The following is a 20,905-nucleotide window of genomic DNA, read 5'->3' as shown; positions in this document are numbered from 1 at the left end:
CTTACGCTTGAATTTTCTCGATTGTTACTTTTGTGTACGGTTGACGATGACCTTGCTTACGTCTGTAGTTCTTTTTGGCTTTGTATTTGTAAACGATGATCTTTTGGCCTTTTCCTTGTTTTTCGACTTTACCTGTTACAGTAGCGCCGGAAACAACCGGAGTTCCAGTTACAAGACCGTCACCCTTGGATACTGCCAAAACACGATCAAACGTTACGCTATCGCCTGCGTCTGAGTCCAGTTTCTCGATGTAGATTACATCGCCTTCTTGAACTTTGTACTGCTTACCGCCAGTTACAATAATTGCGAACATTGTTGGTGCACCTCCTTATTTTCGAAGACTCGCCTAATTCAGGTGGCTTACGGCAGAAGCCGCAGCACTTGCTAACCCAATCGGAGCGGTACTTGTACATCTCATTCCTCACTGAGGTACGAGACACACACCCAAACAGTTTATCATACTATGCAAGCTTAAATCAACCTGTTTCATCAAAACTTACTTTTGCTTAATAACTGCCCCGCACGATACGCACTTTTCCCTCAGCTGATGAACAGCATTTTCCCGAGCTTTTTGGCGTGTCAGCTCTAGCAGCCCAAGTCTCGTCCAGCCTAATATCGAACATTTCGTCTGGTCCCTGCGGGATTTCTCCATCAATCGCTGCATAACCTGCTCCCGGTTTTCTTCATGCTCCATATCAATAAAATCAATAATTATAATGCCCCCGACATCGCGTAACCGAAGCAGCCTTGCTATCTCATCAGCTGCCTCCATATTCGTGCGAAAAACCGTATCCTCCAAATCAGATGTTCCAATAAACTTGCCGGTATTCACATCTATGACCGTGAGCGCTTCTGTCTCTTCCCATATGAGATAGCCTCCGTTATTCAGTGGAATACGTGACCCGAAAGCCGTTGCAACTTGTCCATTCACGCGGTACGCATCAAATAAAGGCAAGCTTGACTCTCTCTCATATAACTTTATACGATCCTTTAGCTTCGGCGTCATCTCCTGCAGCAACGCTGCTGCTTCGTGGAATCGATTCGCGTCATCAATCCAAATTTCGTCCATATCAACCGTTAAAGTGTCACGAACAATACGGCGCATCAGGCCCGCTTCATGGTGGAGCTCAGCGGGCGCTTTGGCCCCCAAGCTGCGACTTTCTATCCCTTCCCATAGTTCCCTTAGCTGTGAAACGTCTGTAGATAAAGACTGTTCACTTTCACCGCTTGCCGCTGTACGTAAAATAATGCCTTCCTCCCGCTGCTTCTGATGTTCCCCAATAATGCGTAAGCGTGATCGCTCCTGCTCGCTGCTGATCTTCTTGGAGACGCCCACGTAGTCGGCGTTAGGCATATATACGAGAAATCGGCCAGGAAGTGTAAAATGAGTCGTCACTCTCGCTCCTTTTCCGCCAAGCGGTTCTTTCATCACTTGTACGAGAAGCTCCTGCCCCGGTCTAATTAGCTCCTGGATATGCGGCTTTTGTTCTGGCTGTTTGTCCAAATGTGGATGCAGCAGCTCATCAATATACAAATAAGCATTTTTGGATAGACCAATATCAACAAATGCCGCCTGCATGCCAGGCAACACATTTACAACACGGCCTTTGTATACATTGCCCACAAGACCGCTTATCTTTGATCGCTCCATGAAAAAATCAACTAAAACGCCATTCTGCAAGACAGCAGTCTGCAGCATTTCACCATGAACATGCATCAACATTTGCTTCATACCCGAACATCACCTGCCAGTACGCTTTTCATCTATTTTAACTGAAAAGCTCCTTTACTGCACGGTTTGGATTATTGTTTGACAAGCAACCTTCGACAATTTGCTGTTCAGGTAATACTTTCACCACTTTGCTGTGCGGTTCGACCATATAAATGAGATGATATTGTTCTCTTCGAAATAATCTTGCGACATTTAAAATGGATTGCCTGCCATTTACGATAATGGGGCTGGCGTGATGACCCTTAGTCATTCCACGAACAGCAATTCGCCCCCGGTGCATTAAAAATCGATAAAATAAATAAGGGACATTGCGATGATAAGTCCAGTTCGTCAGCAATAAAAAGATACCAACAATTAATAGGTTTAACTGTATCCCGTCTCCATCAATCAAAATTGGAAGGAAGGCGCTTAAAACCATCAGCATGCTCAGCACAATACTTATTCGAGCAGACCAAACGAGCATTTTATAATAATTGACCGCATAACTTAATGCAGCTTGCAGCAGCTTCCCGCCGTCCAACGGATAAATGGGAAGCAAATTAAACAAGCCAATCATCAAGTTCGCTTGACACACATACTGCGACCAAACTGAATCCCACCAACCGAGCTCGCCGCATAACCATGCAGCAAGCCACATCCATAGGTTTTGCAGAGGGCCGGCAATCGCTACCAGCGCTTCCTCAGCTGCCGGAACGCCTCCTGCTTCGTCTACCTCTACCACCCCGCCAAACGGAAGGAGCTTCACCTCGCGAATTGTCCATCCGAAACTTCGTGCGACAAGGACATGTCCGAGTTCATGCACCAATACGAGCAGAAAAAGAGTCAAAAGCTCGGCGAAGTAACCTGTAAGGAAAGATCCCAGCATAATAATGACAAACAACGGATGGATCGACCATACGATTCCTTTCCATTTAATCAATCGGTATCACGCCCACGGGATCTATGTAGCGATCATTTTGCTTTACGGCAAAAAAGAGCAAGCTTGGCTCCGTACCATTCGACTCCAAAAGCTTGCCAATCGGATCGCCAGCCTCTACCCAGTCGTTCACCTTCACCTCTGTCTGGCCAAGCATTCCGTACACCGTTATTCTTTGATTAGCATGCTGAATGACGATGGTAGAGCCGTCCCCTTCTTCTTCGGTCAAATGCATCACACGTCCGGTTTCAACTGCGACCACCTGCTCCTGCGATAATCCCGCAAGCTCTATTCCATTGAGCATTTCAGCAAATGTTCGAACGAGCGAGCCGTTCTCTAAGGGGGTTACAATCGGCAACCTCACGACTCCTTCCGCTCCTACTACATTTTGAGAGTTATCTTTGAAAATCGGGATAAAGGACGGAGCGCCCGCGAACGTATTTCTATACCATGCTGACGCCGCATCAAAGTTGATTTCATCAGTCAGCGCCTGCTTAACAAGTGCTTGTCCCTTCAATGTCCATTCCGTATCGTAACGAAACATTCCCCACAGCACAGCGAACAACAGGAAAGAAATAGCCAGCTTCCACAGAAATTCTTTACGAAAATTGTTTCCGCCCCGGTTTGGTAATTCCTCGTCCTTATGGGATACAGGTCCATTGACGAAGCTTCGTTTGCCGTATAAACCTTTTTCCTTCTCCCAGCTTGCCCAGGGATTCGGATTGGTCTTCCATGCGACCTCAGGATCGAGTTCGTCTATTGTATCGTTATAAATCGTATTGCGACCGTAAGTCGTCTCGAGCTGTTCCTCGTAAATAGGGTCTACATGGCTCGTTGTCCGTTTACTTTCCATTAACGATTTTATCTTTTGCTCTCTGCGCTGCTTCACACCATCCTTCATTCTCATCCCGCATCCCTCCGTTTATACATAAATATGAGAGGAGTGAGACAAGTATGCGGACATAGTTTGCACAAAAAAAAGCTGAGCCTGAAAGGAATAACTTCCGTTTCAAGGGCAGCTTTTTATACAATCGATTTTAATTAGCCATTTCATATTTCTCTTGATGCGCTTTAATACTGAACACAAGACCTATCGACAACATATTGAGAATAAGTGACGTACCGCCATAACTTACAAATGGCAACGTTATACCAGTAATTGGCATAATACCAATCATCATTCCAATGTTTTGGAATACCTGGAACACATACATCGATACAATACCTATAACGATATACGAGGCTCTCAGGTCATAGCACTGGAAGGCGATCACGATCATCCTATATATCAGCAAAAAGTACAGCAGCAGCAATATAGCAGAGCCTTGGAACCCGAATTCCTCTCCAATTACAACAAAGATGGAGTCAGAGTACGGATACGGTATAAATCCACCTTTCTTCATATCGCCTTTTAAATAGCCGTCTCCGGTCAGGCCACCGGAACCTATCGCAATTTTTGCATTTTCCGATTGATGCCGGGCATCCGCAGAAGCCTCTTCTGGGTTAATAAATGTATTTATCCGTTCATGCCAATGTTTCTTGTCATGAGCATACAAATAATCGTAAATTTCTTGGTTGAACATATTAAACAAGGTCACGAAAGCAATCAAACCAGCAATAACGACGGCTAATCCTATCACCACATGCGTGTATTTAACGTTACCTATCCATAGCATACCAAGAACGATAACTAGGTATATAATCGCATTGCCAAGATCGGGTTGAATCATCACAAGCATGAATGGCAAAAAGGTAAACGCGCCTATCGGTAACAAGTCATTCGTAAACGTTAAAGGATCACCCTGCCGGCGTCCCATGAGAAAGGCAATTCCGATAATTAACACAATTTTCATCATTTCAGCAGGTTGAAAAGAGAAAAGTCCGCCTGGGAGTTTAAACCAACCACGTGCTCCGTTTATTTCCACACCCAAGAAAAAAACGAGAATAAGAAGAATAACACCGATCCCGTATATTACATACCAGCTCTTCAACACCAATCGATAATCGAACAGAGTAGCTGCAATAGCGACAAAAAAACCGATACCATAAAAGATTAGCTGCTTTATTTCTGAACCCGCATATTTAGTATTGGCTGTAGCGCTGTGAACAATTATTACACTAATAATCATGAGGAACACGAGAATCAACAATATTCCCCAATCCAATTTTTTCAGCTTGTTAAGCAAAAGGCAATCATCCTATTCCCAGAAACTTACGAAAACGTTTGAACGCTCCAGCCTTCTCATCCAGCAGCATAAGCGGCACCATATCTCCAAGAATACGACGCGCGATGTTCCGGTAAGCGATCGCGGCACGCGATGTCGGGTTCATGACAGTCGGTTCACCATTGTTCGCAGCGGTTATAACCTTCTCGTCATCTGGAACAATCCCAACTAAATCAATCGCCAGCACCTGACAAATTTCATCTATATCCAGCATTTCCCCGCTCTTCATCATATTTTGACGAATACGATTAATTATTAGCTTCGAAGGAATTTTTTCCTGTTCAAGAAGTCCGATAACACGGTCTGCATCCCGTACCGCTGCATTCTCAGGAGTTGTTACTACGATTGCACAGTCAGCCCCAGCTATCGCTGTACGAAAACCGTGCTCAATACCAGCAGGACAGTCGATAATTATATAATCATATTCCTTCTTCAGCTCCAAAATCATGTCGCGCACTTGTTCCGGCGTAACTGCATCCTTGTCCTTTGTTTGTGCTGCCGGCAGCATGTATAGCTCATCAAACCGTTTATCTTTTACTAGCGCTTGATTTAAGCGGCATCGGCCCTCTGCAACATCAACTAAATCATAAATAATTCTATTTTCCAGACCCATAACAACGTCTAGATTACGAAGTCCAATGTCCGTGTCGACCATACATACCTTTTTGCCAAGCAGGGCTAGTGCCGTTCCCAAGTTTGCCGAGGTGGTCGTCTTACCCACACCACCCTTGCCCGATGTAACAACAATCGCTTCTCCCATGTTCTACACTCCTTTAAACATAATAGGATTATGACGTATGCGGTGTAACTGTGATATCTTATCGATCTGCATTTGTCCTTCGCTTAAAAACGCGAATTCCATTGTCGCATCGCCGGTCATCCATTCCTCCGGCGGTCTGCTGATCACATCCGCTATGCGAAGCTGTGTAGGCCGCATGAGTGAAGTCGCAATGATAACGTCGGTTCGGCCATCAATGCCTGCATGTGCAATACCGCGTAATGCACCTAGTACATAAATGTCTCCCGTACACAAAATTGTACCGCCCGGATTCAAATCCCCTATTAGAAGTAAATCACCATCATGCTCAAAGGTTTGACCTGAGCGAATAAGTGTCGTAAGCACTAGAGGGCGTAACTGCTGATTTAGCTGAGAATCCACCGGAGGCGTATCCGAATCAACGGTTTGAACCATTAAGTTGCCTTGTGCTCGAATGACATTTTTTATACGATCTTTATCTTCTTCATTCACTTGCCTCGCACCAAGCTTAACGTGGACGTGGACTAATGGACCCGTTAGTAGTTGTTGATGCGTCTTCTCAAGCTTATATTGCAGTTCATCCAGAAGTGTCGCGAATTCACACTTATCGTCGAGAAGGAACACGAGACCTTCCTTGACGCCTTTAATTATAATATGCTGCTTCTCGGTCACGTTCGTCCCTCCCCAACCTAATGGATTCTTGCTTAACGGTCCAAATTCCTGCTTATAGTCTTTAATTATTCCTCATCCTTCTCTTGGTTGGCCGACGTTTGTGACTCAAACATTTTTCGAACGGGAATATAAACAGCAAGCGCGAAGGCAAGCTGCAAAAATAAGCTTGGTAAAATATGATCAAGCAACGCCCATGCATAGGCTTCATTTGTTATTCGAAATACTTTATAAATAAAAAATAAGAGACTGTCGTACAGAAGATAAGCAAAGCCTATAACGGCGATTGCCATCATAATCGTTGCGCGGCGTCGTTCAAACAAAACTCCCGTAAAGTATCCGATAAGCCCCATAATGAATGCATGTAAGCCTAATAAATGACCAAAGTAGACGATATCTTGAAGCAGGCCGAAGCTTGCGCCTAGCAGCAATGCACGATGACGCCCGCTATAAAGCGCAGAGAAAATAACAATAATAAAAATAAAATGCGGAATTAATCGATCCCCGAAGTTTCCAGGAATGATCCACGGCATGACAGCTCCTTCAAATATGAACAAGAGCAGCATCAGCAGTATGATTCGGTTCGTGCTCATTCCAAAGCATCCTCCGCTTCAGGATTTTGCACGACGAACACTTCCGTTAAATGATCAAAGCTTGCCGCGAGCTTAACAGAAGCAGTATACGTTAGTCCGTAATCACCGACCTGCTTCGACTCTACCGACCCGATAACTAATCCGCGTGGGTATACATTGCCAAGTCCTGAAGTAATAACGGTATCAGAAATACTCATTTTATCATTTTCAGCAATTTTCGTCATAAGCAAGCGGTTTGTTTCCGAGTTATAGCTGCTTAATATACCGAACGATTCATTCTCACGACCCATGATGGTTACCGCGATTGAATTGAATGTCGGAGAAGCTTCATCTAGCTCTGTAATTGGAGTTACAGTAGCCGAGTACGGCGTTACGGTACTCACTAGTCCGATCAATCCATCTACCGTTGTAACTGCCATATTCGGTTTAACACCATTTTTAGAGCCTAAATTTATGTTCATAGACCGGTTATTCGCATCGTTGCTGATAGAAACGACCTGTGCAATTAAATAATTATAATTATACATTTGCTTTTGCCGTTCGGTGAAAGATAACTCGGCCTTCAAACGCTCATTTTCTTTTGATTCGAAGTTATACGTAATCTTATCTCGAGCATAAGCTGCAGCCATTAATCGCAACTGCTCGTTTTCTTCATGGATAGTACGAAGATCGCCAATTTCCTCAAAGAAACCCGCTATTAAACCAGCGGGCTTGTAAAACCATTGCTGCACGTATGCGGTGGTATCCTTCACAAACTTTTCCGGCCAGGTTAATTCCTTGCGGTCACTCAGCGAGAAGCCAATGACCGCTATTAATAGAATAAACCCGAACATAAGCATGAACATACGCTTATTTCGCATTAGCTTAAACAGCTCAATCACCTGCCCATTTCATGTCCATTTCCCCTTTGGGCGCTAATTATCGTTTCGAGCGGGAACTGCCTCTAGATTTGAACAAATGGATATGGTCAAGTGAACGTCCAGTCCCGATTGCTACGCAATCCAGTGGATTTTCTGCTACTATGACCGGCATTCCCGTCTCACGCTGCAAAAGCTTGTCCAGATTGCGCAGCAGCGCCCCGCCGCCTGTCAGTACGATACCTCTATCCATAATATCAGCGGAAAGCTCCGGAGGACATTTCTCGAGAGTGACTTTAACAGCATCCACAATCGCGTTTACCGTATCCGTCAATGCTTCTGTAATTTCATCGGATGTAATAGCGAGCGTCTTCGGCAGACCAGAGACAAGATCACGGCCACGAATTTCAATCGTTTCTGGACGTTCCAATTGCAGAGCCGATCCAATATCCATCTTCAACTGTTCAGACGTTCTTTCACCGATCATTAAATTGTATTGACGTTTAATGTATTGGATGACAGATTCATCCATCTCATCACCAGCAACGCGAATTGACCGGCTTGTAACAATTCCACCAAGCGATATAACGGCTACTTCTGTCGTACCGCCGCCAATATCAACAACCATACTGCCTGTTGGCTCCCAAACAGGCAAATCCGCGCCAATTGCCGCAGCGAACGGTTCTTCAATTGTATAAGCCTCGCGTGCTCCAGCTTGTTTTGCCGCATCCTCAACGGCGCGTTTCTCAACAGCCGTAATCCCTGACGGAACGCAAATCATAACGTTTGGGTGATGCGGAAATAGAGAACGCTGCTTTTGTGCTGAGCGCATAAAGTATTTAATCATTGTAGCTGTCGTCTCAAAGTCAGCAATAACGCCATCCTTCATTGGACGAACCGCACGAATGTTTCCGGGTGTTCTACCGATCATTTTTTTGGCTTGCTCGCCTACTGCTTCAATTGTTTTTGTATCAGTACGAATGGCAACCACCGAAGGCTCCCTTACGACGATTCCTTTTCCTTTGACAAATACGAGTGTATTAGCAGTACCTAAATCAATTCCTAAATCTTTCGAAAAACCACCAAACATGTTGTTGCTCCCTTCTAATTGCGCCAATCACTTTATTATATTACATATAACCTTGTTCCTTCAAACTGACAAAACGACCGTCACCTATTACCAAATGGTCCAATACCTCAATCCCCATTATTTGGCCTGCCTCTACCAAACGCTTTGTTAGCGTGATGTCCTCTGGACTTGGCGTCGGATCTCCGCTTGGGTGATTATGGACACATATAATGGATGCGCTGCTTTTTTGAATAGCTGCTTTAAATACTTCACGCGGATGTACAAGCGATGCGTTTAAGGTTCCCATCGACAATGTTTCCCGGGCAATAATGTGGTTTTTAGTGTTTAAAAACAAGCATACAAAGTGCTCCTTCTTCAAATAACGGAGTTCTTCCATCACATATTCCGCTGCATCCTGCGGCTTACGAACAGTCACTACTTCACCTAATTGGCTGCGTGTTATTCGTCTACCAAGCTCAATACCTGCACGTAATTGAGTAGCTTTAGCGGGTCCAATACCTCGAATAGCGGTCATTTCTTCCATGCTCATATCCATTAGATTGCGTAAACTTCCGCACTGCTTTAATAACGCGCCTGCTAAATGCACCGCAGATTGTTTCTCCGAGCCTGTACGTAACAATATTGCAAGCAACTCAGTATGACTAAGTGCTTCTGCCCCATATCGCATCATGCGCTCTCTTGGACGTTCTTCATGGGGGACATCACGCAAAACCATATACTGCGGTTCCATGTCCCAATCCCGCCTTCACCTATATTATAGTTCATTGATATATTGCCTTATTTTTCAAAAAACATGAATGTCATATTGAGTTAACATGTCAGAAAGCAGCGATAAAGGTAATCCGACAACATTGAAATAACAGCCGTCGATTCGATCAACAATCGTCGCGCCAAGTCCTTGAATACCGTAGGATCCGGCTTTATCGCGAGGCTCCCCTGTTGCTACGTAACGAACAATTTGCTGTTCACTAAGCGGCTTCATTTGAACTTTCGTCATTCGGTGAGCAACAAGCGCTTCACCGTTAGCAGATTGAACGCAGGCAACTCCAGTGTACACCTCATGTGTACGGCCTTGCAGACGTCTGAGCATCGCTTTTGCCTCTTCATCATGAGCCGGCTTGCCAAGCACGTCTCCATCTAATACAACGATCGTATCAGCACCAATAATGAGAGAGGAATGCTTATCCTCCTGCTGCTTCAGCATACTTATAGCCGCTCGAGCTTTCCTTAAACTGAGTTCCTCGACTACCTGAGCCGGCGTCCATCCTGCCTCGAACGATTCATCTGTATCTGTAGACAAAATATAAACCGGCAAGGAAAGGTTCAGCGATGCGACCAGTTCCTTCCGGCGCGGTGACGAAGAAGCCAGAACAAGCTGACTTATCGGTTCTTTGCGTAATTGAAAAGTCTCCATATAACGATTACTGTGCTCCTTCATTCATACTGCTGATCTTATACTTTGCGACTTACATTTTGCGGTACAACCATATCGCTATAATTGCTCCTATTAAACTAAACAAACTAAATTGAAGATTAATCGACAAATTAAAGTTTAGTACGTACAAATCCATAGCAGGAGACCAAGAGGCTTCAATAGGCTTCGTCAAAAAAGAGAGGCCTGGAACTGGAGCCAGCCAGCGCGCTACTAAAGCACCCGCCAATAAACCCAGCACGATGAAAATTAATAGGATCCAGCTGTTTTTCTTCATCTTTCAACGCCTCTCGCCACGAAATGACATCTAATACTATTATACGCAGGAAGTTAGGTGTTTACAATGCGCTGATGGACTCAAACCACTGTTTTTGTGTAATGATAGCTTCCATGATAGCGGTTTGCGTTGACCACAAATGTGCGCGAGACGGTTTTTTATCATATTCAAGCAGTGATTTGGCTGCTGTATTCATAGATTGAATCACTTTATCCAAATAGGTTTTACTAGCAGCATCATTCGTTCCAGTCCGCATGGTTGCTGCATTTTTCGTCCATTGCTGATACTCCTGCTGCCAAGCTTCTGCCGCCGATTTGCCAACTGGTGAAAGAGTAGGCTGCTCAAGCTGCGCCAACACTAGCTCATCCAACATTTGGACTAGTTTATTCGTTTGTTCAAAGAAGGATTGCGCATTTGCTGCATTTCCACTAAATGGTATTTTATTCGGAGTGATAATATTCATCTCTTTAATATAAAGATCTTTATCTGACAACTGTGCGCGAATAAGCGCAGCCTCGCTTCGATCGCCAGCCATTCCAGCGTATACACGGTAGTCCTCCGTTGTCTTCATAGAAGCTGCCGCCAAGCCTTGTTCGGACAGTTGAGCTAATGCGAGATCTCGCCCCTCCGTATTGCTAAATACACCAAACTGTAAAAAATAGTACGTTTTATCCAGTCCCTCTAAAGTAACCATCGGAGCATCGGACGAAGCTCCATCCTTGCTATTTAAATCAGGGGTGGGAAGCATGACAGCATCATCTTCATTTGTAGTCTCATTCGATTTTGTTGCGGGTTCCTTTTCAGTCACTCCATCATTTAACACCGGACTTGAAGCTACTTTATCATTTGATCCGCCAGGCCAAATAGTCGCACCTGTAAATAAAGAGAGCAGTAAATAACCAAATAACGCCCCAGTCGCGAGCGCGCCAGCTACAGATAAAAACACATTAAACCATGAAGGCCCTCTCGATGATCTTCTCATATGAGATGCCTTATACACCTTCGGTTCCAAATCTGTAAATACCAAATTACCCTGATGGGGTTGATTCAGCTCATCAAATTCTATTAGGGGATCTTGTATCGTTTTTTTTGGTGAATCTGGAATGTAATCTAAGGTGTGATCTATATTGTGTTCAGTTGTATATTCATTACTACGACTTGTAGTATGCTGCTGCTCTGTATCGCTCATTGTTGACTGTGACATAATCGAATTATTGAGCTTCCTGTTATATGATCGTATAGTTCGTCTAGCATCGCTCCATTCTTGATCCGTATTTTCCGCTCTCTTATCATTCGCATTTGTTTGTTCGTACTCCTCAACAGCTTTCTTAGTATCAGTATCACGAATTAGTTGCTCCAGCGCACCGATGTCCTCTTGAAACGGACTGTTCCATGGATTTACCTCACTGAGAGTATGATGATCCTTATTATTATACAACTGCACGACGTTTAAATGGGGTCGCATGAGTGAATTCTCATTTGCAGATTTGTGAGACTCTGCCTCCTTGGAGCTATTCCCCTTCTGTATCTCAACCTCGCGGCTCTCTTCATTAATGGACCTTCCTGTACGATCAAAACGATACGTAATTCGATTTTTTGAATTCATGTCATTCGCTCCTTGTCCCGTTCTTCTATTAATAATCTATGAGACTTTTAAGAGATTTATGACGGCGGGAAACCCAAACCCTTTATTTGAAGAGCTTCTACCAAACCTTCAAAGGCTTCTATCCAAACCTTCAAAGGCTTTTATCCAAACCTTCAAAGGCTTTACGAACCCACCCAAACCCTCCCTTCCAAGGGAGGGCCCCGAGGGGCTGCTGCCCTCTGGACACCCGCGAATGGATTAACGTAAGAGTTTCAGAGATGGTAGTGAGTTACGTTTGCGGGGGATCACTTTCGTCCCTGCGGGACACGCTTTACTTTTGGTTCTCTTGGGTTACCTGAACACCTGAGTAACATGTGAGGGGCAGTGAGGGTTGAGAGTTACGTTTGCGGTGGCTCGCTTTCGTCCCTGTGGGACACGCTTTACTTTTGGTGCTCTTGGGTTACCTGAACACCTGAGTAACGTGTGAGGGGCAGTGCGGGGTGGGAGTTACGTTCGCGGGTGGCTCGCTTTCGTCCCTGCGGGACACGCTTTACGATTGGTTCTCTTGGATACTTGAATACCTGAGTAACGTGAGAGGGGCAGTGCGGGGTGGGAGTTACGTTCGCGGGTGGCTCGCTTTCGTCCCTACGGGACACGCTTTACTTTTGGTGCTCTTGGGTTACCTGAACACCTGAGTAACGTGTGAGGGGCAGTGTAGGGTTGAGAGTTACGTTTGCGAAGGAGCGCGCTTCCGTCCCTGCGGGACACGCTTTACTTTTGGTGCTCTTGGGTTACCTGAACACCTGAGTAACGTGTGAGGGGTGGTGAGGGTTGAGAGTTACGTTTGCGAAGGAGCGCGCTTTCGTCCCTGCGGGACGCTCTTTACTTTTGGTGCTCTTGGATACTTGAATACCTAAGTAACGTGAGAGGGGCAGTGCGGGGTGGGAGTTACGTTCGCGGGTGGCTCACTTTCGTCCTTGTGGGATCACTTTACTTTTGGTGCGCTCGGGCAACCTGAACATATGAGTAACGTTGTGGCTTGAGAGATGGTGGTGAGTTACGTTTGTTTGTCGGGGATCGCTTTCGTCCTTGCTGGATGCACTTTCCTATTTGATTTCTTTCCTGAGCTGACGGGATTGTGAATCAAAGAAGAGAGAACGGGGATGGCTTGTAATAGAGTGATTTTTTATCGTCCCTTATTATCCTTTCACTTCAGGACAGGTTGAAAAATGGCTCAACCTAAAAATAGGGTTTGGCAGAATGTGAGATCAGTATACTCTACTGTACTGTACTCTTCTCTTCTCTTCTCTTCTCTTCTCTTCTCTTCTCTTCTCTTCTCTTCTCTTCTGTTATCTTATTTGACTGTATTTTATACAATCAAATCCACTTCAAAAACGTTGTATTTGTCCCAGACTGTATTTCATACAAGCTAATCGCCTGTTGCGTAGATAAGAGCTTCTAACTACCTATTTGATTGTATCTTTTCCATTCAAACGCGTTAAAACATGTAATACATGCTGTTAGAATGTACACTATCCATTCTAATCGTCCACCTCTATACATACCTCGAAATATAGAGATGTTAGAGGATGCCCTGCACCATCAGCATAGGGTTTCATGAAATCAAGCACTGATTTTGAGATGGAATCCATGAAAAATTAACTGGATATTAATTTCATTATTCTGTAAAATATATTTATTAAATGAAACTTAGTTGCATCTGGTGGAACGAAAATGACGTAAGGAGAATGCTGCGATGTCTTTTCAATTTTTAGGGATTGATCATGTCCAGCTTGCCGCACCTGAAGGATGCGAGACGGAAGCACGACACTTTTTTGGCAAATTGCTCGGATGGAATGAAATTCAGAAGCCTGAAAATCTGCTCAAACGTGGTGGCGTATGGTTCCAATGTGGCGTTCATCAAGTTCATGTTGGGGTGCAAATGCCATTTATTGCAGCAACTAAAGCTCATCCAGCCTTCCATGTTAAAGAGATCGAAGCCTTGAGAAATCATTTGATTCAAAACCATCTAATCGTAATTGATGATGACCATCGTGATACTGAAGGTATCACACGTTTTTTCACAAATGACCCGTTTGGGAATCGCTTATAGTTTATCGAATCGGAGGGTGATCGCATTGAATAGTAAAGAGAGGTTTACAAACCGGGTTGATACGTATGTAAAATATCGTCCACGCTATCCAGAGGAAGCAATCGATTATTTATATAGTACCGTTGGACTTACAGCATCAAGCCTAATAGCTGACGTTGGTGCGGGGACCGGTATTTTCTCCGAGCAGCTATTGGCACGTGGAAGTCATGTTGTTGCGGTTGAACCTAATAAAGCAATGCGTGAAGCCGCCATACAAGCTATAGGCGATAATCCAATGTATGAATTCAGTGTCGGCTCGGCGGAAGCCACTGGCCTACAAGATCATTCCATAGAATTCATTACATGTGCGCAATCTTTTCATTGGTTTGACCGACCAGCAGCCCAAGCTGAGTTTCAACGTATTTTAAAACCGGATGGTAAGGTTATATTAATTTGGAATTCACGGCTGACATCAGGCTCGCTTTTTCTGGAGCAGTATGATCAATTGCTTCGGATGCTTGGGTCAGATTATGAGAAAATCAATCATAAAAACATTGATAAATCAATGCTGCTTTCTTTCTTTAAGGAAGGCCAATTACAGGAGGCTCGCTTTACGAATCGACAAGCATTTGATTACGATGGACTCCTCGGGCGTCTGTTATCCTCCTCTTACACACCAACAGCGGAAAACCCGCTCTATGAGCCGATGATTGCTGAATTGCGTAAAATCTTTGAGCGAAACGAGCAGAACGGCACTGTTTTTTTCGATTATGAGACGGAGGTCTTTTGGGGAGAGGTTTAAGCGTAAGCGACTGACGACATGAGCACGTTTCACTGTGAAATAACAAATGCCCGATGATTCCAACTAGGAACCATCGGGCATTATTTAAAAATCTAGGAATGCATAAGTTTCAAGCTTAAACTCTCCCTATATTTCATCGCGAAACGAGCTTATACCGCCAGAGGACGGCGATAGCCGTTTACGCTTGCTACTGCGCTGATTTCAGTGATTTCGCTAAAGCATCGGCTACTTTCCAAATATCGCCCGCTCCCATCGTGATAACAAGATCACCTGGAGACAGCCGCCCAGTTAGATAGCTGATAACTTCTTCCTTAGTTGCAATGTACTCAGTATTAGCATTGCTGTTGCTCTTGATCAGCTCAACAAGCTTCCGTGAATTCACGCCTTCGATCTGCAGCTCACCTGCTGGCGAGTAAATGTCGGTAATGATGACTTCATCGGCTTCAGGGAAAGCGCGGCTAAACTGCTCGAACAAGAAGAACGTTCTTGAATAGCGTTGAGGCTGGAATACCGCGACAATTCGTTTTCCTGTTGCTTTGGCTGCGGTAATCGTCGCTCTAATTTCAGTTGGGTGATGAGCATAGTCATCGACAACTAAAATGTCATTGACCTCTCCAATGACTTGGAAGCGACGCTTCGCACCTCTGAACAAGTGAATTGCAGCTGCTATCTCAGCGAAGGAAAGGCCTGATTCTAGACAAGTAATTACGCTTGCCATTGCATTGTACACATTGTAGCGACCTGGAACAGATAGCTCTATTTCCCCAAGAAACGATCCATTATATGTCATTGTAAATGAAGCTCTGCGATCACCAAGTACAATATTCTCTGCTTTGTAAAGAGCGTCTCCATCGATTCCATAAGTTATTAGCTGTGAAGAACTCGACTCACCTTCATAAATCCGAGGAATCAGTTCACTAACCGTCTTATCATCCGCACAAACAATCGCTTTGCCGTCCGATTTCACCTGACGCAAAAATTGTACATAAGCCGCCTTCAGCTTTTCGAAATCGCCGTCATAATTTTCGAGATGATCCGGCTCTATATTCGTCACAATAGCTAACGTTGGGTGATAATGAAGAAAGGAACCATCACTCTCATCCGCTTCGGCAACAACATACTCGCCTTTTCCTGCTTTCGCATTCGTGCCAACGTTAACAATCTCGCCCCCGATAATATAGGTCGGATCTGCATTACACGATTCCATAACAAGCGCTATCATCGAAGACGTTGTTGTTTTCCCATGCGCGCCTGCTACAGCGATTCCTTTACCCGCATTCATTAATTTTGCCAGCATTTGTGACCGATGCAGAACCGGGATATTTAATGCCTCTGCTGCAACTCGTTCAACATTATCTTTGGAAAGAGCTGTGGAGTAAACGACCAAATCGGCTCCTCTTACATGCTCAGGCTGGTGTCCGATAAAAATGCTAGCGCCATTAGCAGCAAGCTTTTCTGTTAATTCTTGACGCGCAACATCGGATCCAGTAACTTTATAGCCCATTTCCAGCATGACGCGGGCAATGGCACTCATTCCGTAACCGCCGATTCCGATGAAATGAACATGTTCTGCCGTATTCAAAGACGGTTCACCAACCTTTTTCAGATTCCGAGTTGAACAATATGCTGGAGCGAACATCAGCTATTAAATAAAGCGTGCCTGTTACGACCCCAAGGTCATTCTCCCCGGTTAACTGTTGTAGTTTTTTTAACGCCGTATGCCAATCCTCTTCAACCACTAGCTCGAAAGAATGCTCATTTGGCTGTTGCTGCCGCATTTCCCGTACCAAATCAGCCAAAGCGTTTGCTTCTTTTTTCATTCGATAATCAGGCTCGGTCAAAATTAGCGTATCCACTATGGGTAGTATATGCTTGAGCACATCACGATGATTCTTATTCTCCAGCATACCCATCATAAGATGTAAACGATCATACTTATAAGTATTTTTTAAAGCGGCAACGAGCATTTCTGCTCCTTCCGGATTATGAGCTCCATCTAGCAAAATACGTGGTGCGTCTGCCACCATCTCAAGCCTTCCCGGCCAAGTGGCAGTACGCAGTCCCTCCGCGAGCATATCATCTTCAACGACAAGCGCGTTATATTGGCGAAGCACCTCAAGCGTCATAACTGCAACCGCGGCATTTGTCCGTTGATGCTCGCCGTTTAGCGTAATCGTTAAAGGCTCGATCGTGCGAAACAAATTATCGAAGCGGAAGGTTTGCTCATCCTCGCGAACAGTCAGCTCCGTTTCATGGAACTGTTCACCGAGCAAATAAAGCGAGCTACGTTTCTCCGCTGCTACTCTCTTGATTACTTCTACTGCTTCAGGCTGCGTTACCCCGCTTACGACAGGAACGGCCGCTTTAATAATGCCCGCCTTCTCGTTTGCGACAGCTGCGAGCGTATCTCCCAGACGATCCATATGGTCATGTCCAATATTCGTAATAACGGAGATGACCGGCTGCACGATATTCGTCACATCAAGCCGCCCGCCAAGCCCAGTCTCCCATACAACATAATCTGGATAAGTGACTCTCGCGTAAAAAAGTATAGCTAGCGCTGTCGACACCTCAAACATCGTCGGTGAACCTAGCTCTGTCTCGGCAATAGCTTCCACATGCGGCTTCAACTCATTTGCTAGCTTCAGAAGCGTCTCTTCTTCAATATCTACTCCATTATACTGGAAACGATTCGTAAACTTCGTAATATACGGCGATGTAAATGTACCAACATCATAACCGCTGCGTACAAGCACGTTAGTTAAATAAGCACAGGTCGAGCCTTTGCCGTTCGTACCAGCTACATGAATAAATTTTAGTCTACGATGCGGATTGTCGAGCAGCATCATAAGCTGCTCGATCCGATCTAAGCCTGGGCGAATACCAAATGGGATAAGCCCATTAATCCAATTAACAGCATCGCCATAGGAATGCAGCGGCTCACTTGGCCGCTGCTCTATATGTTGTTCCATCATACTATTCGTACCTTCTTCCGTTTTTGCAGCCTATCCGCGTAATTCTGCAATCCTCGCAAGTACCTTATCGCGTTTTTCTGCATAATCATTCATTTTACCGCGTTCCTCTTCAATGACCTTTGCAGGCGCCTTTGCTACAAACCCTTCGTTGCTAAGCTTCTTCTCAACTCGCTCAACCTCTGTGTTCAAGTGCTGATGTTCCTTCTCAAGACGCGCAATTTCCTGTGCAATGTCGATTAGGCCAGCAAGCGGCAAATAAAGATCGGCGCCCGTTATGATTGCTGTCATTGCCTTGTCCGGCGCACTAATATGCATACCTGCCTCTAGCACGGATGTTCCGCAGAATCGTTTAATAAACTCTTCGTTACGGGCGAATATAGCGGATTCCGCTTCACCCGATGGCTTGATAAGAAGCTCGATTTTCTTACTCATAGGCACGTTAACTTCCGCGCGGATATTGCGTACCGCTCGAATGATATCCATAAGCAGTTCCATCTCTTTTACCGCATCAGGAGCTTCCAGAGCCGCATCATAAACTGGCCATTCTGCCAGCGTAATTGTTTCTCCTTCATGCGGCAAGTGCTGCCATATCTCTTCGCTGATAAACGGCATGAATGGATGAATTAACCGCTGCGTACGATCAAGTACATAAGCGAGCACCGATTGAGTCGCCTTCTTCGCCGCTTCATCCGTGCCATACAAGCTAAGCTTAGCAAATTCGATATACCAATCGCAAAGATCGTCCCAAATGAAGTTATTGAGCAAGCGTCCAGTCTCACCAAATTCGTAACTGTCAATTAAACGAGTTACATCACGAACCGTTTCGTTTAAGCGGTGCAAAATCCAACGATCAGCCGTTCCAAGCTGAACCGTTATATCAATATCTTTGGCTTCTACACCTTCAAGATTCATAAGCGCAAAGCGCGATGCATTCCATATCTTGTTGGCAAAGTTACGAGCCTGTTCAACCTTCTCGTAGCGGAAGCGCAAATCTTGTCCAGGCGTGCTGCTAGTGGATATCATATAGCGCATAGCATCAGCACCATACTGATCGATAACCTCTAATGGATCAACGCCGTTGCCTTTTGATTTAGACATTTTTTGTCCTTCGGAGTCGCGAACGAGACCATGGAACAATACGTCTTTGAAAGGCGGCTGCTCGGTAAATTCAAGCGCAGTAAAGATCATGCGGGCAACCCAGAAATAAATGATGTCATATCCGGTTACGAGCACATCCGTTGGATAGTATCGCTTCAGGTCTTCCGTTTGATCCGGCCAGCCTAGAGTCGAGAACGGCCAGAGCGCGGAGCTGAACCAAGTATCGAGCACGTCATTATCTTGATGCAGATTTTCACCAGTCATATCGTCACGGGAAACATGCATTTCACCGGTTGCATCGTCATACCAGGTCGGAATACGGTGTCCCCACCAAAGCTGCCTTGAAATACACCAGTCACGTACATTTTCAATCCAGTTAAAGTATATTTTCTCAAACCGTTCCGGTACAAAATTAACGCCATTGCCCGCCTTCTGAGCAGCAATCGCAGCATCGGCTAAAGGCTTCATGGCAACGAACCATTGCGTCGACAAATACGGCTCTACAACCGCGCCGCTTCGCTCGCTGTGTCCAACCTGATGCACATGGTCTTCGATTTCAACACATACGCCCTGCTCTTGCAAATCCTTCACAATCTGCTTCCGGCAATCTGCGCGATCAAGTCCTTGGTAAGGCCCCGCCTCTGCGTTCATTGTACCTGTTTCATCCATTACAATGATTTGCGGCAGGCTGTGACGCTCACCGACTTCAAAGTCATTAGGGTCGTGAGCAGGTGTAATTTTAACAGCACCAGAACCAAATTCCTTATCTACATAATCGTCAGCAATAATCGGGATTTCTCGTCCAATTATTGGAAGAGCAATAAACTGACCAATTAAATGCTTATAACGATCATCCTCAGGATGAACGGCAACCGCAGTATCGCCAAGCATGGTCTCGGGACGAGTCGTCGCTACCGTAATAAATCCGGAGCCATCCTTTAATGGGTATTTCAAGTGATATAGATGTCCATTCAGCTCCTTGTAATCCACCTCGATATCCGAAAGTGCAGTACGTGCTGCTGGATCCCAGTTAATTATTTTTTTGCCGCGATAAATAAGACCTTTCTCATAAAGACGAACGAATACTTCGCGAACAGCTTTGGATAGTCCCTCATCCAGCGTGAATCGCTCTCTCGAATAATCAAGTGAAAGCCCCATCTTTGCCCACTGATCTCGAATTGTATTCGCATACTCATCCTTCCACTCCCAGACCTTCTCTAGAAACGCTTCTCTTCCTAGGTCATAACGGGATATGCCTTGCTCACGCAGCTTCTGCTCGACTCTCGTTTGCGTTGCAATACCAGCATGGTCTGTGCCTGGCAGCCAAAGCGCATCATAACCCTGCATACGCTTCGTACGAATTAGGATATCCTGCAAGGTAAAGTCAAGCGCATGCCCGATATGGAGCATACCCGTAACATTAGGAGGCGGTATAACAATCGTATACGGCTTTGCATCCGGACGTTTGCCTGCCTCGAAAAATTTTCCCTGAGTCCAGAAATCGTACCATTTCTGCTCCGCTGCCTTCGGATCATATGTCGTTGGCATTGCATTTGTCGTTTGATTTTCTGACATTCATTCCATCCTCCACAAATCGATGTAAAAATACAAAAAACCTTCCGCCCTTATCATAAAGGACGAAAGGTTTAGCTTCCGTGGTACCACCTTTGTTTCACGCGAAAAATACCGCATGACACTCAAACAGATAACGGCTGCGGCCGGCCTGACTTGAACCGAGCATAATTGCTCTAGCTTCGTTCAGGCAACTCCGGGGCGACCCGTAGCAGTCACATCCTGCAGAACCT

At 45.2% G+C, this 20,905-nt stretch carries 19 protein-coding genes and 2 other annotated features (1 of these 21 cut by a window edge); of the genes, 2 read left to right on the top strand and 17 right to left on the bottom strand.

Annotated elements, in window-relative coordinates; translation table 11 throughout:
• Nucleotide 1: 1 nt before the first annotated feature.
• The 14 genes from rplU to AC0YN7_RS20690 form a co-directional block, all read right to left on the bottom strand.
• Entirely contained in the window at nucleotides 2–313 is a 312-nt protein-coding gene (gene rplU, locus AC0YN7_RS20755) for a 50S ribosomal protein L21 (protein ID WP_475811939.1), read from the bottom strand.
• A gap of 15 nt (nucleotides 314–328) precedes the next feature.
• Nucleotides 329–417: a sequence feature (ribosomal protein L21 leader region), on the bottom strand.
• 79 nt (nucleotides 418–496) lie between these two features.
• On the bottom strand, nucleotides 497–1,732 hold the full coding sequence (locus AC0YN7_RS20750; RefSeq protein ID WP_475811938.1) for an Rne/Rng family ribonuclease: 1,236 nt from the start codon (nucleotides 1,730–1,732) through the stop codon (nucleotides 497–499).
• Nucleotides 1,733–1,769: 37 nt separating this feature from the next.
• Nucleotides 1,770–2,651 carry a M50 family metallopeptidase gene (locus AC0YN7_RS20745; protein WP_475811937.1) on the bottom strand — a complete coding sequence of 294 codons (882 nt, stop codon included), beginning with the start codon at nucleotides 2,649–2,651 and terminating at the stop codon, nucleotides 1,770–1,772.
• On the bottom strand, nucleotides 2,644–3,555 hold the full coding sequence (locus tag AC0YN7_RS20740; RefSeq protein ID WP_475811936.1) for a peptidoglycan DD-metalloendopeptidase family protein: 912 nt from the start codon (nucleotides 3,553–3,555) through the stop codon (nucleotides 2,644–2,646). Before AC0YN7_RS20740 ends, AC0YN7_RS20745 begins: the two co-directional genes overlap by 8 nt.
• Nucleotides 3,556–3,685: 130 nt before the next feature.
• Nucleotides 3,686–4,834 carry an FtsW/RodA/SpoVE family cell cycle protein gene (locus AC0YN7_RS20735; RefSeq protein WP_475811935.1) on the bottom strand — a complete coding sequence of 383 codons (1,149 nt, stop codon included), beginning with the start codon at nucleotides 4,832–4,834 and terminating at the stop codon, nucleotides 3,686–3,688.
• Between the two features lie 7 nt (nucleotides 4,835–4,841).
• Nucleotides 4,842–5,633, bottom strand: coding sequence for a septum site-determining protein MinD (gene minD / locus AC0YN7_RS20730; RefSeq protein ID WP_475811934.1), 792 nt, complete (start codon nucleotides 5,631–5,633; stop codon nucleotides 4,842–4,844).
• 3 nt (nucleotides 5,634–5,636) lie between these two features.
• Nucleotides 5,637–6,302, bottom strand: a complete 666-nt coding sequence (locus AC0YN7_RS20725; protein WP_475811933.1) for a septum site-determining protein MinC — start codon at nucleotides 6,300–6,302, stop codon at nucleotides 5,637–5,639.
• A gap of 65 nt (nucleotides 6,303–6,367) precedes the next feature.
• Nucleotides 6,368–6,892 carry a rod shape-determining protein MreD gene (mreD, locus tag AC0YN7_RS20720; RefSeq protein WP_475811932.1) on the bottom strand — a complete coding sequence of 175 codons (525 nt, stop codon included), beginning with the start codon at nucleotides 6,890–6,892 and terminating at the stop codon, nucleotides 6,368–6,370.
• The gene (mreC, locus tag AC0YN7_RS20715; RefSeq protein ID WP_475811931.1) at nucleotides 6,889–7,752 is read right to left on the bottom strand and encodes a rod shape-determining protein MreC; all 864 of its coding nucleotides are present in this window, start codon (nucleotides 7,750–7,752) and stop codon (nucleotides 6,889–6,891) included. The genes mreD and mreC overlap by 4 nt, the downstream gene beginning before the upstream one ends.
• Before the next feature lie 58 nt (nucleotides 7,753–7,810).
• Complete coding sequence (locus AC0YN7_RS20710) at nucleotides 7,811–8,839, bottom strand: rod shape-determining protein (protein WP_475811930.1); 1,029 nt, start codon at nucleotides 8,837–8,839, stop codon at nucleotides 7,811–7,813.
• Nucleotides 8,840–8,879: 40 nt separating this feature from the next.
• Nucleotides 8,880–9,569 (bottom strand): RadC family protein, encoded by a 690-nt coding sequence (gene radC / locus AC0YN7_RS20705; protein ID WP_475811929.1) that lies wholly within the window; start codon nucleotides 9,567–9,569, stop codon nucleotides 8,880–8,882.
• A gap of 54 nt (nucleotides 9,570–9,623) precedes the next feature.
• Nucleotides 9,624–10,253, bottom strand: coding sequence for a Maf family protein (locus tag AC0YN7_RS20700; protein WP_475811928.1), 630 nt, complete (start codon nucleotides 10,251–10,253; stop codon nucleotides 9,624–9,626).
• A 52-nt stretch (nucleotides 10,254–10,305) separates the two neighbouring features.
• Complete coding sequence (locus AC0YN7_RS20695) at nucleotides 10,306–10,548, bottom strand: DUF4321 domain-containing protein (protein WP_475811927.1); 243 nt, start codon at nucleotides 10,546–10,548, stop codon at nucleotides 10,306–10,308.
• A 61-nt stretch (nucleotides 10,549–10,609) separates the two neighbouring features.
• On the bottom strand, nucleotides 10,610–12,154 hold the full coding sequence (locus tag AC0YN7_RS20690) for an SPOR domain-containing protein (protein ID WP_475811926.1): 1,545 nt from the start codon (nucleotides 12,152–12,154) through the stop codon (nucleotides 10,610–10,612).
• Nucleotides 12,155–13,889: 1,735 nt separating this feature from the next.
• Here AC0YN7_RS20690 and AC0YN7_RS20685 point away from each other — a divergent pair.
• On the top strand, nucleotides 13,890–14,246 hold the full coding sequence (locus tag AC0YN7_RS20685) for a VOC family protein (protein WP_475811925.1): 357 nt from the start codon (nucleotides 13,890–13,892) through the stop codon (nucleotides 14,244–14,246).
• Between the two features lie 25 nt (nucleotides 14,247–14,271).
• The gene (locus tag AC0YN7_RS20680; RefSeq protein WP_475811924.1) at nucleotides 14,272–15,027 is read left to right on the top strand and encodes a class I SAM-dependent methyltransferase; all 756 of its coding nucleotides are present in this window, start codon (nucleotides 14,272–14,274) and stop codon (nucleotides 15,025–15,027) included.
• A 187-nt stretch (nucleotides 15,028–15,214) separates the two neighbouring features.
• Here the strand turns inward: AC0YN7_RS20680 and murC are convergent, their stop codons facing one another.
• The 3 genes from murC to AC0YN7_RS20665 are packed head-to-tail and all read right to left on the bottom strand — an operon-like array spanning nucleotide 15,215 to nucleotide 20,675.
• Entirely contained in the window at nucleotides 15,215–16,609 is a 1,395-nt protein-coding gene (murC, locus tag AC0YN7_RS20675) for a UDP-N-acetylmuramate--L-alanine ligase (protein ID WP_475811923.1), read from the bottom strand.
• 7 nt (nucleotides 16,610–16,616) lie between these two features.
• Nucleotides 16,617–17,999, bottom strand: coding sequence for a bifunctional folylpolyglutamate synthase/dihydrofolate synthase (locus AC0YN7_RS20670; RefSeq protein ID WP_475812077.1), 1,383 nt, complete (start codon nucleotides 17,997–17,999; stop codon nucleotides 16,617–16,619).
• 33 nt (nucleotides 18,000–18,032) lie between these two features.
• The gene (locus tag AC0YN7_RS20665; RefSeq protein WP_475811922.1) at nucleotides 18,033–20,675 is read right to left on the bottom strand and encodes a valine--tRNA ligase; all 2,643 of its coding nucleotides are present in this window, start codon (nucleotides 20,673–20,675) and stop codon (nucleotides 18,033–18,035) included.
• 55 nt (nucleotides 20,676–20,730) lie between these two features.
• Nucleotides 20,731–20,905: a binding site (T-box leader), on the bottom strand; it runs 64 nt beyond the window's last position.

The organism is Paenibacillus sp. J31R122, from assembly GCF_056269185.1.
This window is presented reverse-complemented; position numbering and strand designations above follow the sequence as displayed.